At 29.0% G+C, this 16,560-nt stretch carries 14 protein-coding genes and 1 tRNA gene; 4 read left to right on the forward strand and 11 right to left on the reverse strand.

The window, feature by feature from the left end:
• The first annotated feature begins 21 nt into the window (after positions 1-21).
• Positions 22-2,253, forward strand: a complete 2,232-nt coding sequence (gene pflB / locus ACN6I1_RS12415) for a formate C-acetyltransferase (protein ID WP_419742108.1) — start codon at positions 22-24, stop codon at positions 2,251-2,253.
• A 260-nt stretch (positions 2,254-2,513) separates the two neighbouring features.
• Complete coding sequence (gene pflA, locus ACN6I1_RS12420) at positions 2,514-3,248, forward strand: pyruvate formate-lyase-activating protein (RefSeq protein WP_419742109.1); 735 nt, start codon at positions 2,514-2,516, stop codon at positions 3,246-3,248.
• 40 nt (positions 3,249-3,288) lie between these two features.
• Here the strand turns inward: pflA and thiI are convergent, their stop codons facing one another.
• Positions 3,289-4,467 carry a tRNA uracil 4-sulfurtransferase ThiI gene (thiI, locus tag ACN6I1_RS12425; protein ID WP_150841935.1) on the reverse strand — a complete coding sequence of 393 codons (1,179 nt, stop codon included), beginning with the start codon at positions 4,465-4,467 and terminating at the stop codon, positions 3,289-3,291.
• Positions 4,468-4,483: 16 nt separating this feature from the next.
• Entirely contained in the window at positions 4,484-5,635 is a 1,152-nt protein-coding gene (locus tag ACN6I1_RS12430) for a cysteine desulfurase family protein (protein ID WP_419743307.1), read from the reverse strand.
• Between the two features lie 687 nt (positions 5,636-6,322).
• Between ACN6I1_RS12430 and ACN6I1_RS12435 the strand changes: the two genes are divergently transcribed.
• A complete protein-coding gene (locus ACN6I1_RS12435) occupies positions 6,323-7,318 on the forward strand; it encodes an asparaginase (protein ID WP_220796017.1) in 996 nt (331 codons plus the stop codon).
• A gap of 42 nt (positions 7,319-7,360) precedes the next feature.
• Here the strand turns inward: ACN6I1_RS12435 and ACN6I1_RS12440 are convergent, their stop codons facing one another.
• Positions 7,361-9,403, reverse strand: a complete 2,043-nt coding sequence (locus tag ACN6I1_RS12440) for an ATP-dependent helicase (RefSeq protein ID WP_419742110.1) — start codon at positions 9,401-9,403, stop codon at positions 7,361-7,363.
• Positions 9,404-9,480: 77 nt separating this feature from the next.
• Between ACN6I1_RS12440 and ACN6I1_RS12445 the strand changes: the two genes are divergently transcribed.
• A complete protein-coding gene (locus ACN6I1_RS12445) occupies positions 9,481-10,386 on the forward strand; it encodes a ribonuclease H-like domain-containing protein (protein WP_419742111.1) in 906 nt (301 codons plus the stop codon).
• A gap of 52 nt (positions 10,387-10,438) precedes the next feature.
• On the opposite strand, the gene ACN6I1_RS12450 is transcribed toward ACN6I1_RS12445, so the two are convergent.
• From ACN6I1_RS12450 to acsV, 8 genes are all read right to left on the reverse strand, one after another.
• Positions 10,439-10,530 (reverse strand) — tRNA-Ser (locus tag ACN6I1_RS12450).
• A 112-nt stretch (positions 10,531-10,642) separates the two neighbouring features.
• Entirely contained in the window at positions 10,643-10,930 is a 288-nt protein-coding gene (locus ACN6I1_RS12455) for a hypothetical protein (protein ID WP_021431748.1), read from the reverse strand.
• Between the two features lie 12 nt (positions 10,931-10,942).
• Positions 10,943-11,359, reverse strand: coding sequence for a DUF3842 family protein (locus tag ACN6I1_RS12460; protein WP_021428408.1), 417 nt, complete (start codon positions 11,357-11,359; stop codon positions 10,943-10,945).
• 45 nt (positions 11,360-11,404) lie between these two features.
• Complete coding sequence (locus ACN6I1_RS12465; protein WP_021428376.1) at positions 11,405-11,596, reverse strand: CooT family nickel-binding protein; 192 nt, start codon at positions 11,594-11,596, stop codon at positions 11,405-11,407.
• 162 nt (positions 11,597-11,758) lie between these two features.
• The gene (locus ACN6I1_RS12470; protein ID WP_419742112.1) at positions 11,759-12,574 is read right to left on the reverse strand and encodes a lipoate--protein ligase family protein; all 816 of its coding nucleotides are present in this window, start codon (positions 12,572-12,574) and stop codon (positions 11,759-11,761) included.
• Positions 12,556-13,533: a radical SAM protein gene (locus ACN6I1_RS12475; RefSeq protein ID WP_220796013.1), complete on the reverse strand. Its 978-nt coding sequence runs from the start codon at positions 13,531-13,533 to the stop codon at positions 12,556-12,558. Before ACN6I1_RS12475 ends, ACN6I1_RS12470 begins: the two co-directional genes overlap by 19 nt.
• Complete coding sequence (locus ACN6I1_RS12480; RefSeq protein ID WP_247012136.1) at positions 13,530-14,396, reverse strand: radical SAM protein; 867 nt, start codon at positions 14,394-14,396, stop codon at positions 13,530-13,532. The genes ACN6I1_RS12475 and ACN6I1_RS12480 overlap by 4 nt, the downstream gene beginning before the upstream one ends.
• Positions 14,397-14,400: 4 nt before the next feature.
• A complete protein-coding gene (gene acsV, locus ACN6I1_RS12485; protein WP_419742113.1) occupies positions 14,401-16,329 on the reverse strand; it encodes a corrinoid activation/regeneration protein AcsV in 1,929 nt (642 codons plus the stop codon).
• Positions 16,330-16,560 lie beyond the last annotated feature (231 nt).

A 16,560-nucleotide genomic window follows, 5' to 3' on the forward strand; every position in this document is an offset into this window, starting at 1 on the left:
AAACTTAAGGAGGCTATCAACATGAATGCATGGCAAGGATTCAAAACTGGTAGATGGACTAAAGAAGTAAACGTAAGAGAGTTCATACAATTAAACTACAAACCATATGAGGGAGATGATTCTTTCTTAACTGGAGCAACTGAAAACACTAAGAAATTATGGGATAAAGCTCTTGAATTATTCAAAAAAGAAAGAGAAAATGGTGGAACATTAGATGTTGACACTGACACTGTATCTTTAATAGATGCTTACGGTGCTGGATATATAGATAAAGATTTAGAAACTATTGTTGGTTTCCAAACTGATGCACCTTTAAAAAGAGCTGCAATGCCATTTGGTGGAATAAGAATGGTTGAAACTTCTTGTGAAGCTTATGGATACAAATTAAACCCAGAAATAAGTGAAATATTCACTAAATATAGAAAAACTCATAACCAAGGTGTATTCGATGCTTACACTTCAGATATGAGAGCTGCTAGAAGTGCTGGTATAATAACTGGTTTACCAGATGCTTACGGTAGAGGTAGAATAATAGGGGACTACAGAAGAGTTGCTCTATACGGTGTTGATAGATTAATACAAGATAAATTAGATCAAAAAGATACTTTAGAAGTTAGATGTATAGATGAAGAAGTTATAAGATTAAGAGAAGAATTATCTGATCAAATAAAAGCTTTACAAGCTTTAAAGAGAATGGCTGCTGCTTACGGATTCGATATATCTCAACCTGCTACTAATGCAAGAGAAGCTGCTCAATGGACTTACTTTGCATACCTTGGTGCTATAAAAGACCAAAATGGTGCTGCAATGTCATTAGGTAGAGTATCATCTTTCTTAGATATATACTTCGAGAGAGATTTAGCTGCTGGTACATTAACTGAAGAAGAAGCTCAAGAAATAATGGACCACTTCGTTATGAAGTTAAGAATGGTTAAATTCTTAAGAACTCCTGAATACAATGATATATTCGCTGGAGATCCAACTTGGGTAACTGAATCTATAGGTGGTATGGGAATAGATGGTAGAGCTTTAGTAACTAAAAACTCATTCAGAATGTTAAATACTTTATATACATTAGGAGCATCTCCAGAACCAAACTTAACAGTATTATGGTCTACTCAATTACCTCAAGGATTCAAAAACTTCTGTTCTAAAGTATCAATAGACACAAGTTCTGTTCAATACGAGAACGATGATTTAATGAGACCTTATTGGGGAGATGATTACGGTATAGCTTGTTGTGTATCTGCAATGAGAATAGGTAAACAAATGCAATTCTTCGGAGCTAGAGTTAACTTAGCTAAAACTTTACTATACGCTATAAACGGTGGTATGGATGAGAAGAAATTCAAGCAAGTTGGACCTAAGTTCGAACCTATAACTTCTGAGTACTTAGACTTTGATGAAGTTATGACTAAATTTGACTTATTTGCAGATTGGTTAGCTAACTTATATGTAAATTCATTAAACGTAATCCACTACATGCATGATAAGTATTCTTATGAAGCATTAGAAATGGCTTTACATGATAGAGACGTATTCAGAACTATGGCTTGTGGTATAGCTGGTTTATCAGTATGTGCTGACTCATTATCTGCTATAAAATATGCTAAAGTTAAAACTATAAGAAATGAAGACGGAATCGTTGTTGACTTCGAAATCGAAGGTGATTTCCCTAAATACGGAAACAATGATGACAGAGTTGATGATATAGCTGTTGAATTAGTTGAAAGCTTCATGAACAAGATAAGAAAGAACAAAACTTACAGAAATTCTTATCATACTCAATCTATACTTACTATAACTTCAAACGTTGTTTATGGTAAGAAAACTGGTAACACTCCTGACGGAAGAAGAGCTGGTGAGCCATTTGCTCCAGGAGCTAACCCAATGCACGGAAGAGATACTAGCGGTGCTTTAGCATCATTAGCATCAGTTGCTAAATTACCATACGAGCATGCTCAAGATGGTATATCTAATACTTTCTCTATAGTACCAGGTGCTTTAGGAAAAGATATGGATGAAAGAGTAAGCAACTTATCTTCAATGATGGATGGATACTTCTCTCAAAATGCTCATCACTTAAACGTAAACGTATTTGATAGAGCTACTTTAGAAGATGCTATGGAACATCCAGAAAAATACCCTCAATTAACTATAAGAGTTTCAGGATACGCTGTAAACTTCATCAAGTTAACTAGAGAGCAACAATTAGACGTTATAAACAGAACATTCCACGGAAAAATGTGCTAATTATAACTTAATATAAAAGTAAACATATTATAACAATCAATTATCAAAGTATATTCAGAGTGCAAACCTCATCAGTTTGCACTCTTTTTTTTCTAAGCACTAAATAAATTAATTAAGTATAAATTCCCATGAATAAAAAAACTATTTAATAGACTTTATAGGTTTAATGTTTTATAATAGTGGGTAGAAAGTATAATGTATACAATTATTTTAGATGATAAATTTTATTAGTATAATATATAATTAACGAGGTGGATAAAATGGTAAAAGGTAGAGTTCATTCAATAGAAACATTTGGGACTGTAGATGGCCCTGGAATTAGATTTATATTATTCATGCAAGGTTGTCCTTTAAGATGTAAGTACTGTCATAATAGAGATACTTGGGATGTTAAAGGTGGAACTGAATACACTACTGATGAAATAATAGAACAAGTTAAAAAATACTCTTCTTATATGAAATTCTCTGGAGGAGGTTTAACAGTTTCTGGTGGTGAAGCTACTCTTCAACCTGAATTTTTAAAAGATTTATTTAAGAAAGCTCAAGAAAATGAAATTCATACATGCTTAGATACATCTGGTTTTGTAAACATAGATGTCATAGATCCAGTACTTGATTATACAAATTTAGTTTTACTTGATTTAAAGCATATGGTACCTGAAAAATGCAAAGATTTAGTAGGTGTTAGTATAGATAAGACATTAGAATTTGCTAAGTATTTAAGCGATAGAAATATACCAGTTTGGATAAGACACGTTCTTGTTCCTGGAGTAACAGACGATAGAGAAAACTTAGAACTTATGGGTAAATTCATATCAACCCTAAAAAATGTTGATAGAGTTGAATTACTCCCTTACCATACTCTAGGAGTTCATAAATGGGAAAACATGGGGTTTGAATATGAATTAAAAGATGTTCCTGATGCTACAACAGAAGATATAGAAAAAGCATCTAAAATACTAGCTGAGTTCGGTGTAATAACTCATAATAAATAATAAAAAAAGATCTATACAAAATTGTATAGATCCTTTTTTATTAAAATTCAAATACTTCAACTTCCATATTATCGATTGCATCTTGTATTAGTTTTTCTACATCTAAAGATGATTCTGATTTCTCTATTCTATCTAATTTAGGTTTTGTTACAGGACTTTTCGGAGAAAATACTGTACAACAATCCTCTTCTGGTATAACTGATGTTTCAAATGTTCCTATTTTTTGAGCTATTTTTATTATCTCTGATTTATCCATTGCTATAAGAGGTCTAAATACAGGTAATGATACAGAAGCATTTGTACAAGTTAATCCTTGTATAGTTTGAGATGCAACTTGTCCTATACTTTCTCCTGTAACTAATGCATCACAGAATCTCATTTCTCCTACTCTTTGAGCTATTTTCATCATAAATCTTCTAGATATTATAGTCATTTCTTCTTCTTTACATGATACGCCTATTGCCTTTTGTATTTCTAATATATTTACTTTATGAAGTCTAACTTTACCACAATATTTTGCTAGTATCTGAGCTAAGTCCCTTACTTTTTCTTGTGATTTTTCACTAGTAAATGGATAACTGTGGAAATGTATAGCTTCTATTTCTACTCCTCTTTTTGCAACCATCCAAGAAGCAACTGGGCTGTCTATTCCTCCAGATAATAAAGACATAGCTCTACCATTTGTTCCAACTGGGAGACCTCCATAACCTGGAACTGTATCACTATATACCATTACATGATTTTGTCTATATTCGCAGTGTATAGTTGTCTCTGGGTTTCTAACATCAACTTTTATTCTATCTTTTACATTATAAACTAAAAATCCAGCTATATCTTTACTCATTTCTTGAGAAGTTAATTCTAAACTCTTATCTCCTCTTCTTGAAGTAACTTTAAACGATTCTGAACCCGCTTCTATCTTTTCTTCTAAAAGTTGTAGTGCTAGTTGCTTTAATTTATCATAGTCTTTTTCTGCTCTTATACCTGGGCAAACTCCTACAACTCCAAATACTTTTTTGATTTCTTCTAATACTTCTTCATAGTCTTCTGCATATTCTCCTAAATCAACATATATTCTTCCATATTCTTTATATACATTAAACTTTCCTATATGCGCTAACATATTTTTCACATTTTTTATTAATTTATTTTCAAATATATATCTATTTTTTCCTTTTACACCGATTTCTCCGTACTTAACTATAGCTATATTATACAAATTTATCACCTCTTAATTATCGTCTTCTTATTATAAATCTAAGTTCTTCTACTGATTTTTTTATTATTTCACAAGCTTCATTTATTTCTTCTTCTGTTGTCATATCCGATAAGCTAAATCTTATAGCTCCGTCAATTTCTTGTGGAGTAAGCCCTATTGCATTTAAAACATGGCTTCCCTTTTTCTTTGATGAACAAGCTGATCCTGTAGATACAAATACACCCTGCTGTGCTAAATGATGAAGTAGTACCTCTCCTTTAACATCTTTAAATGATATATTTAATATATGACATACACCGTCCTCAGGAGAATTCACTTTAATATCATCTATATTTTCAACTATAAAATCTTTTAGTAAAACTTTTAGTTTTTCTATTTTCTCTATTTTTGAATTTAAATCTGACATTATTATATCTATAGATTCTCCTATTCCATATATACCAGCTACATTTTCAGTTCCAGATCTTATTCCTATTTCTTGTCCTCCACCAGTTAACATAGGTTTTATTTTGTTATTTTCCTTTACGTACATAAATCCTATACCTTTTGGTCCGTGTAATTTATGTCCACTAACACTCATAAAGTCTATGTTATATCTAGATGGCTTAAAATTGATTTTAGCAAATGACTGAACTGCATCTACATGTAAATATACTTTTTCCTTTAACGTACTTATATACTTACCTACTTCTTTTATAGGTTGTATACTTCCAATTTCATTATTTACATGCATCATACTAATTAATATAGTATTCTCTTTTATTGCATTTTTTACATCATCTATATTTACTGTTCCTTTGTCATTTACTTTTAGATAAGTAACTTCAAATCCTTGTTCTTCTAAATCTTCCATTGTTCTTAAAACTGATGGATGTTCTATGTTTGTAGTTATTATATGATTTTTTCTCTTTTTGTGAAGATTTGCAATACCTCTTATGATTGTATTATTAGCTTCTGTTCCTCCTGATGTAAATATTATTTCTTTATCTTTACATCCTATACTTCTAGCTATTTCTTGTCTTATTTTTTTTATATTCTTTTCAACTTCAACACCTTTTTTATGTACAGCTGAAGGATTTGCATAATCTGTAGTAAGTGCATATACCATTTTTTCTACTACTTTTTCATATGGCTTAGTTGTTGCACTATTATCTAAGTATATTTCCATACTAATACACCAACTTTCTTTGTATTTAATCATACTATTTATACTCTATATTATTGTCCCAATTAACTATGTAAATTATCATATAATTTTAGTGAAACTTTTACTATTATACCACTATTTTCTCTTTTTTTATATAGCAAAGCGCTATAATTGCACACTTCTATTGCTCTTATTCTTTTTTTATATCTATTTTTATCGTAAATTAATGTTTTTTTAATTTTTTTGTCAAAACTGTTGATTTTTCTGTCGAATCTTGGTATTATGTATACATGGTTATCCCCCTGATAACCTTAATTAAAATCTCTATTCCCAATACCCCTTTTAAATGGATGTATACATTCATTTAAATCCTACTTCTTAACGGAAAAGAAGTAGGTTTTTTTTATGTTTAAAATCAATTTTCAATTTTAATTAAATATATTGTCAAAAACTATTGATTTTTCTGTCGAATCTTGGTATTATATATACATGGTTATCCCCCTGATAACCTTAATTAAAATCTCTATTCCCAATACCCCTTTTGAACGGATAGACTTTATATCCAATGTTAAACTAACAACGGAAGTTAGTTTAACGCAAAAAGAGCTTCCCCAAGCTCTTTTTTTTATGCTCAATTCTACATTTATCTCGCTTTTTTTGGTATAATTTAATGTATATATATAATAAAAATTTTAGGGGGTCGATACTATGCAAAACAAGAAAAAAGTAGCTATAGTATTTACAGGTGGAACTATTTCCATGACTGTAGATGAAAAAATAGGCGCTGCTATACCATCTCTATCTGGGGAGCAAATAATGTCTATGGTAACTAACATAGATAAAGTTGCTGATATAGAGATATACAACTTCGATGAGATTCCAGGACCTCATATGACACCTGAGAAAATGCTTAGTTTAAGAAATTATATAAACGATATAATTTCAAAAGACGAATTTTCTGGTGTTGTTGTTACTCATGGTACAGATAGTTTAGAAGAAACTGCATATTTCCTAGATTTAACATTAGATACACCTAAACCAGTTATAGTTACAGGCGCAATGAGAAGTAGTGATGAACTTGGATATGATGGTCCAAGTAACCTTGCTGCAGCTGTTTGTACTGCTATTTCTGATGAAGCTTATAATAAAGGTGTTTTAGTTGTTCTAAGTAATGAAGTTTTATTAGCATCTGAAGCTACTAAGACTAATACACTTACATTAAATACTTTTAAATCTTTAACTTGTGGTCCTTTAGGAATAATTGACTGTGATAAACTTGTATTATCTAGAGATATAGTTGATAGACAAACAATATTAGTAGATAAAATTGAGTCTGATGTTGCTCTTATAAAATCAGGTGTTGGCATGGATGATTCTTTTATAAAGTTTGCAGCTGATAAAGGATGCAAAGGTATAGTTATAGAAGCTATGGGTAGAGGAAATATACCTCCAGAAATGTTAAAAGGTGTAGAATATGCTAGAAGCAAAGATATACCTGTTGTTATAGCATCTAGATGCCATTCTGGTAGAGTTTTTGATAGTTATGGATATTTAGGTTCTGGTAGGGATTTAAGAAATCTAGGATGTATATTTGCTGGTGATTTACCTGGGCAAAAGGCTAGAATAAAGCTTATAGTTGCTTTAGGAAAAACAAATAATCTAAATGAATTAAAAGATATGTTTGAAGAAGGAATATACTATTAAATAAATAATAAAAAAGGTTATTCATATGAATAACCTTTTTTATTATTTTCTCTCTATAATTCCATTTTTTAGGCATATTGAGTAATCTAAGTCTTTCACTCCAACCTTAAATTTAACCTCTATCATTTTGCCATCTTTCCCTATTACATTTCCTTCTCCAAATTTACTATGTAAAATCTTATCCCCAATTTTGATTGCATCTATATCTTCTTTTGTTGGCGACTTTATATTATCAATAAACCTTGAGGCAAAAACTTTTTTTCCATATTTCATTTTTGGTGAACTTATATGTAGTTCATCTTGAGCTCTAGTTATTCCTACATAAAATAATCTTCTTTCTTCCTCTATAGCTGATTTTCGTTTTTCTTCATCTTCTATGTCATAAGATTTTTCATGAGGTATTGTTCCTTCATTCACTCCTATTATATATACATATGGGAATTCTAATCCCTTTGCACTATGCATAGTCGTAAATATTACTCCCTCTGAGTTTTTGTTATTTCTATTTTCAACTATCTCAGATTTAACCTTTTCTATATGCTCTAAGTATTCATTTATAGTTTTAAAGTTACTTGAAGAACTTTCTAGTTCATTTAAAATTTCTATTAACCCATTTGGTTTAATCTTCCTATTACTACAATAATCTAATACATATCTATCATAATCTAAACTAGTACGTATATATGAAATTGCATTCTTAGGAGATAATGTCTTTAAATAACTTAAATCTATTTCTAAATCATTTAATGTCTTTACTTGTTTTGGATGTAATCCACCCTTATTTATTAATGCACCTATAAAATCTCTATCCTCACTTGCAAGCTTTATACTATCTTTAGATATATATCTAAATGGTTTATTAATAATTCTTATCCAATCTTCACTCAATGTTGTATCTATCCCTAGTCTTAAATACGCTAATAAATCTTTCGCAACCCAATGGTCATATATAGTTACAATTGAGTCTCTAACAACAAATGGTATATGCATATCCATAAATACATCTACTAGTGCTCTAGACTGGATATTTGTTCTATATATAACTGCAAAGTCATCATAGTTAACACAATTATCTTCACATTTACTAATTATGTCTCTAGCTATAAATTTTGCTTCTTCTTCTGAGTCTTCAGTTTTTATATAATTTACACTTCCCTTTTCTTCTCTATCACACTTAATTACTTTTTCGTATCTATTTTCATTAAATTGAATAAGCTTATTTGCAGTATCTGTTATACCTTGTTTTGATCTATAATTTATATCAAGAACATATTTTTTGCTATTTTCAAAGTATCTTTCAAACTCTAATAGAAAATCTGGTCTAGATCCTCTAAACCCATATATACTTTGATCTTCATCACCTACAACAAATATATTGTTATTTGGACTTGCTATTAACTTTATAACTTCAAATTGCACTTTATTTATATCTTGGAATTCATCCACTAAAATATATCTATACGCATTTCTGACTCTTTCTAAAACTCTTTTATTATTTCGTAATAAGTGATAAGTCTTTATAAGCATATCATCAAAATCTATCTTTTTGATACTTTCCTTATAATCCTCATACATATTATAAGCCTTTATAAATTCATCCTTTGAAAGTATTTCTGGATCAAAATCTAATTTATCCATTAACTCATTTTTGACATAAGAAATTTCATTTATAACATTTAAGATTGTATCATCATCTTCTGCATTTTCTATATTTAAATTTTTTAAGATTCCTCTTATAGCAAATTTTTTATTCTTTTCATCTAATATACAATCCAGCTCGTACTTTTCAAAAAATCTAAGTATTCTAAAGAAAACTGAATGGAATGTACCATAGCTAACTTTATTTAATCTAACATCATGACTCAAGCTTAGAGCTCTATTTTTCATTTCTGTTGATGAAGCTTTTGTAAAACTAATAGCTAAAATATTTTTAGGATTTATATTATTATTTAAAACCATATTAACTATTCTATACGTTATAACTCTTGTCTTACCTGAACCTGGACCAGCTAAAACCATACAAGGTCCATCTATATGCATTACTGCGTTTTTTTGATTACTATTTAATCCATTTATATCTATCATCATTTATCACCTTGAACTATCTTTATATTATTTTATAATTAATATTATATACTATATTCACACAAAGGAGTAAACCTATGGAAGTTATTACTAAAACTATAGATAATTTAATTGATATACCAAAAAATCATTTCGTATTCGATATAGAGACCACAGGCCTTAGCCCTAAGTATTGTAAAGTAATATTAATAGGGGTTTTATACAATTTAAATAACAAAACTATAATTAAACAATATTTTGCTGAGTCTGAAGAAGAAGAAAAAGATTTACTTTTAAAGTTTATTAATGATATAAAAACTTTTGATCATCACATAACATTTAATGGAGTATCTTTTGATATCCCTTTTTTAAACTCAAGGTTTAATTCTAATGATATTGATTTTTCCATAGATAAATGTGATGATATTGATATTTTAAGAATTGTAAAACCATTTAAAGAAAAACTGTCTTTATCTGATTGTAAACTAAAAACAATAGAAAAATACATGGGCATACAACGAGAAGATACTATATCCGGAAAAGAAAGTGTTGAGTTATATAAAAATTTTGTAATTAGTAAAGATATTAGTTTAAAAGAAAAAATACTATTGCATAATTACGAAGATATTTATTACTTAGGAAAAATATATAACATAAAAAACATAATAGATGAAAGTTTAGATTACATAGATATAAATATAAACAATTTAAATTATAAAGTTCTTTTAAGTAAATATAAAATTACAAAGTCTGTTTTGCATTTAAATTTTATATCTAGAAAGGAATTTGAACTTCCATTAAATATATTTAGAGATACTTATACTATTTCTACCGAAAAAAATATATTTAATATATTTATAAATCTTAATAAGGGTATCGATAGCAATGGAAATACAATATTTTTTTATAAATTAGGATCTATAATTCCCATAAAGTTTAATAATGATTTTATAGTCGATAATATTAATGCCTTATCTAAATTTATAATTTCTAAAGAGTTATAAATATCATCTTTGTCCAAAAAAAAAGAACTGTTGAAATATCAACAGTTCTTACTGGCGGAGAAGGAGGGATTCGAACCCTCGCACCGGTTAACCCAGCCTAATCCCTTAGCAGGGGATCCTCTTGAGCCACTTGAGTACTTCTCCGTATTCATTTTTACTATACTATGATTATATAAGTTTTTTTTTTTGATGTCAACGTTTTTTACAAATTTTTTTGATTTGACATAAAAATAAGGAGATTAACTCCTTATTTTGCTTACATATTCTTTTTAGCTTCTAATAGCATTTCATTTGATTTTTTTAAGTAATCAATTGCTTGTTCAATATTTTTAGCAGTTTCTTCTTTTCCCATTTCTCTAGCCTTTTCTGCCCACTCTCTAAACCCTTCTTCATGAGATTCATTGTGATTTACCCAATGAACAAGAAGTATGTTAAGAGTTTTTTCATCTTTATTTTCAGCTACAGCTGCACCTGAATGTTCTATATGTTCATGATCATGGTCGTGACCATGGTGGTTTCTTACACTAGTTTTATTAAATAGCATTTATAATCCCCCTTATTTTATATTAAATTCTTTTTTTATCACTTTCACCGCATCCTTTATCAACAGTGATAATGGTTTTCCTTCTAATCCCACCATTTCTACATCTTCTGGCATTATAGGAAGTAATATTTTTAAAGCTTCACTATCTGATATTGCTTCACTAATTCTAGCGGTTACTTCACCCATCATTGCATTTGGTATAACTGCAGATACTGGCGCAACTACTATACTAGCTTTTTTTGTTGAAACTATTATAGCGTTCTCTCCTGTAGCACCTTTATTAGCGTGTGCTTTCATCATTGAACTTGTTGCTATTGAGTTTGTCCCTAGTGCGTATATTTCTATGTACGATGGAAGTTCATCTCTAAGCGCTGATACAACTTGAGCTCCTATTCCGCCTCCCATTCCATCTATAACTGCTATTATCATATTTTCTTCCCCTCAATTACATTTTTATGTAAATTAAAATTTGATTTATACTGATTCTTTGATTATTATTTTATGATCCATAAGTCTTATTTCTTTTATTTCCCCATCGATTATTTTTTGCTCTCCTAGTAAATCTGTTAAATATACTTTTCCTTCGTATGGGTCTACACTAACCACATTATCCATTACTCTTTCAAGATTGTTGTTTTTTAACACATAAGCTGCTGATTCACACATAACATAATCCCCCTTAGTATATTAATTTTATACTCAATCAAAAAAAGATTCCTCCAAGGTATTTCAAAACCCTTAAAGAAATCTTCATGATTTCAAATAACTTTGTATATTTTGAGTATAACACCAAATTTTGGTTAAAGTCAATTCCTTTACTTATATAAATTATCTTTTATTTGTGTACTCATCTGAAGAGTATTTACTATATAAACTCTTGGCTAAATCTAGTTCATAATTCGTTAGCTCTTCATCTTCAAACTCAACATTAAAAGTCTTTGCCATTCCTCTTACAATGGATTTTTCGAGGCTGTTTATATCTATTTTTCTTCCTATTTCATTTTCAATACCACTTGCCTTACTTAACGTAAGTTTCTTTGCTCTTTCTTTTATTTCTGGAGATTTGGTTTTTATAATTTCATACAAATCATCTATATTGAAATCCAATACAATAGACCCATGTTGTAATATAACTCCATCATGTCTATGTTGAGCACTTCCTACAACCTTTTTCTCATTTATAGTTATTTCATATGAAGCATGAGCATTAAAACACGCAGCTGAAAGTTTCTCTCTACTAATTCTTTCTCCCTTGCTTAAATTATCAACCGCTATACCTTCAAGCTTTAATCCATTTGCAATTCCTTCACTTATAAACTTGTATGAACTATTTATACTCTTATCCATCAGTTCATTGTCTTCTCCTACAATTATAGAATAAGTTAACTCATTTTGATGTAATACAGCTCTTCCACCTGTAGCTCTTCTTACACAGTCTATATTTAATTCTTTGCATTTTTCTATATCTACTTCACTTTCAAGCTTTTGAAAGTATCCTATAGTTAAACAACTAGGATTCCAAGAATAAAATCTTAGTGTAGGCTTACATTTTCCTTCTTTATGCGAAATAGTAATAGCTTCGTCTATAGCCATATTCATTGCACCATCATAAGTTTTGTTTTTTATTACTCTCCACTTTTGCATAATTTTGCTTCCCCTATATCTAAGTTAATTTCTTTAATTGCTAGTTTAATTTCTTCTTTACTTAACTTTCTTGAATAATTATATATTGTATGTCCTGGTCTCTCATTATAATATGGTCTATTACAATTCTTACATCCTTTTATCTCAAATGGCTTTCCTTTTAATATATCCATCTTTATATATTCATCTATCTCTATTTGTTCTATGTACCCATCTGATCCAAATTTAAAGTAATCCCCATTATATCCTTTATCCATCATATATGTCATAAGTTGAACCCTTCTATAACTCTCTATACTAGGTTGCCTTACATCTTCCATTTTAGTTCCCTTTACAGGTGTAAATGCAAATAAACTAATTGTTATATTGTAACCTTTCAGAGTTTTATATAAATCATATATATCTTTGTGACTTTCTCCTAATCCTACAATTATATGTGTACTAATTCTATTTGGATATATAAGTCCTGCTTCTTTTATAAAATCTATTTTTTTATCAAAGTTAGTTCCTTTTATCTTCTCATACAATTCCTTATTTGCAGCATCTATAGCTATACCTATTTTTTCAACTCCTAGTTCAAAGAATTTTTCAATTTCATCCATATCTTCTAACTTAGCTGATAAAGATATAGGTATATTTAAATTAGAATTAACATATTTGATAAATTCTCTTACTTCATTAAGAGCTTCTTCACTATCCATTGATTGTAAGCATATTCTTTTTATATTTTCTCCTTCATAGTTTTTAAAAGCATCTAAAATTTCTTCTTTTGTATATTCTGGCCACAAAACTCTAGATAGTTTATCTTTTCTACTATTACTTTCAACGGACTGTGAACAAAATGAACATCGATTATTACACTGATTTCCTATCATTATATAAGCAGTAGTAGGAGGTATGTCGCTTTGGCCTCTTTTTATACCAAGTTCTATTGCAGTTCCAATAGACAATCTAATCATAATATGCAACACTCCTTACTCTCTTTAATATCTAACTTCATTTCAAGTGCTAAGTTTTTACATGATCTTGACGGTAATACAATTTTATTTATTCCACATTCTATCGCTAATTTATCTAAATCACTTCTATATTTGCCCCTGGGCCTCATACAGCCTAAATTTATTTTAGTTTTTGGAAGTCTTATTCTAGCTTCACATAATACATCTATAACTTCATCTAAATTAGGTGGCTCTACATTTTCATACTCAGTTTTTTTTGTAGGTATCAAAACTATAAAAGTTAATTGATCTGGCTGGTTTTTTTCAAGATAGTCTATAATCTCATATTCTCCTTTTACCTTTCCACCCTTTAGTCCTATGCATATATGTGGAGCTACCTTTGTGTATCTTTTTATATATTCATATGTAGCTATGTATTCTTCTCTACTTTTATTAATCTTATATACTTCTTTTATAGTATCCTCATCAAATACAAGGTCAAATGATACATAATCTAAAAAATTGCAGACCAAATCTATATTTTCTTTATTCATAAGTCCTATATGTGAATTTAATTTATATCCCTTTTGTTTTAAATTTTTTATAGTTTCTATATGACTATCTATAGGAACATCTCCATCTTGGCTGCATCCACCACTTAATAATATACTAGTTATATTTCTCTTTTTTATATCTTTTTCATATTCAGCTATAGGTGTCATGTTTTTTAAATAATGACCATTACAATGAGCACATCCTAGACTACAGTTTGTATCTGTTATACTCACTGCTAAGGTTTGAGTTGGATATGCAAACTCAATATCATTTCCAAAGTTTTTAACTTTTGTATCATATGCTAAATTAATTTTTCGATTTAAATTCATAGATTTATTCTCCTAATATATTTTTAACTGAAGGAAATTGTTCTATATTTGTATGAGGTAAAAAACAAGCAGATATAAATTCATCCATATATGTAGGATATACACTTAATTCTACATATGTTAATTGATCTCCTATTTCTTCTAACTTATCTTTCGCATCATTACTTATTAATGTTAAGTAAGAACCTATAAGAGAGCTATTACCGATATAGTCAAATTTATCTCTATCTATATCTGGTAATAACCCTATCATAATAGAATTTTCTATATCTAAGCTATTTCCAATGCCTCCTGCAATTAAAACTTTGTCTATTACGCTAAAATCCATACCCAAGCTTTCTATAAGTATAGATGCGCCTGAATATATAGCCCCTTTTGCCCTTATAAAGTTATCTATATCTACTTCATTTACTGCTATATCATTTTCTATATTGTACTCTTCCTTAAATGCAAGCACATATTCTCCTATATCATGTTCATTAAATCTTATACGTTTATTTTTTAATTCTTTATTGATCTTACCTCTTCTATCAACAATTCCGCTTATCATCATTTTACATATAATATCTATTATTCCTGAACCACAAACTCCAACTGGATTGCAATCTCCAATAATTTTCAATTTAGGATTTAAAGTATTTTTATCTATATCAACTTTCTCTATAGCTCCATTTGAAGCTCTCATACCACAACTTATTCCTCCACCTTCAAATGCAGGCCCTGCTGAGCATGCACAAGTCATCATATAGTCTTTATTTCCAAATACAATCTCTCCATTAGTTCCTAAATCTATAAACAATACATTTTCTTCACTAGCCCATATTCCAGCAGATAGTACACCTGCTGTTATATCTCCGCCAACATAACTAGCTACAGATGGTGCTAGATATACAGTAGCATCTTTATTTATATTTAATCCTATATCATGAGCACTTAAATTTGGAGATTTTACAAATGGAGGTATATAAGGTTCTTGTCTTAAAAAATCCGCATGTACTCCTAAAAATAAGCTGCTCATTGTCGTATTCCCTGCAACTACAAAATAGCTTATATACTCTTTATCAATTTCATTTTTATTACATACCTTTTCTATTAGTGGGTTTATAGTTTCTTCTACTATTGCATGTTGTAGAAGTTTAATTCCATCCTTTTTAGTTGAATATATTATCCTATTTATTACATCTGCTCCATATTTAATTTGCGCATTTCCTGATGACTCTTTTCCTATAATCTCATTATTTTTTAAATTAACTAAACAAACTACAACTGATGTAGTTCCTATATCAACAGCTATTCCATAAAATGCATCTTCTGTATTTCCAGTATTAATATCAATCAAATAAACAATGTTATTTTTAACTTCATAAGTTATAGTTACCTTAAAATTATTATCTCTAATTACTAAAGGTATCTTCCTAAGTAAATTCAAACTAAACTCTATATTTTCATATCCAAAATTATTTCTAATATGTCTTTGAATTCTATCTATATCGCTTATATTATCGTCTAAATTTGGCTCATCTAACTCTATATATTTTTTAAATATTTTTTTATTGAAATCTAATGAATTGTCCTTTAATATGTTGATTGATTTATCAAATATTTTTTTATCTTTATTATTATCACTACCTTCAATTTTCATTTCATTCATAGATGTTGAAAGTTTTGAAGGAACTTCTATTTCTATATCTTCAATAACCTTACTTGCACACGAAAGAATATATCCTTGCTTTTTTTCTTCTTCATTTATATGTATATTAATTTTAGAATCTACTTTACCATTTTTTAGTTTTACTTTACACTTTCCACATACCATACTTCCATTGCAAGGAGCATCGATAAATATATCATGTTCTCTAAGAACCTCTAGTAAATTATCCTCTTTGTTACATTCAATCTCTTTTTTATGAGACAATATTTTTACTTTAACCATGCTAATCCCCCTTATTTAAAGTCACTAAGTTACAAAGTTATCCCCTAAATATATATTCTATGTAAACAATCATATTACCTTGATTTTTGTTTTATTTTTATCAAATTTTGAAATCAAAATTCGCTTTGCTCATGTCGCCAACGACTTCGTTCGTTGCTCAAAAACTTTTTTACGCTCAAAATATACTGTGTTGATATAAAACTAAGCTTAATAGTTTATCTGCAATTTTTA

Origin of the sequence: Paraclostridium dentum (assembly GCF_048568265.1) — a bacterium.
Classification (GTDB): Bacteria; Bacillota; Clostridia; order Peptostreptococcales; family Peptostreptococcaceae; genus Paraclostridium; species Paraclostridium dentum.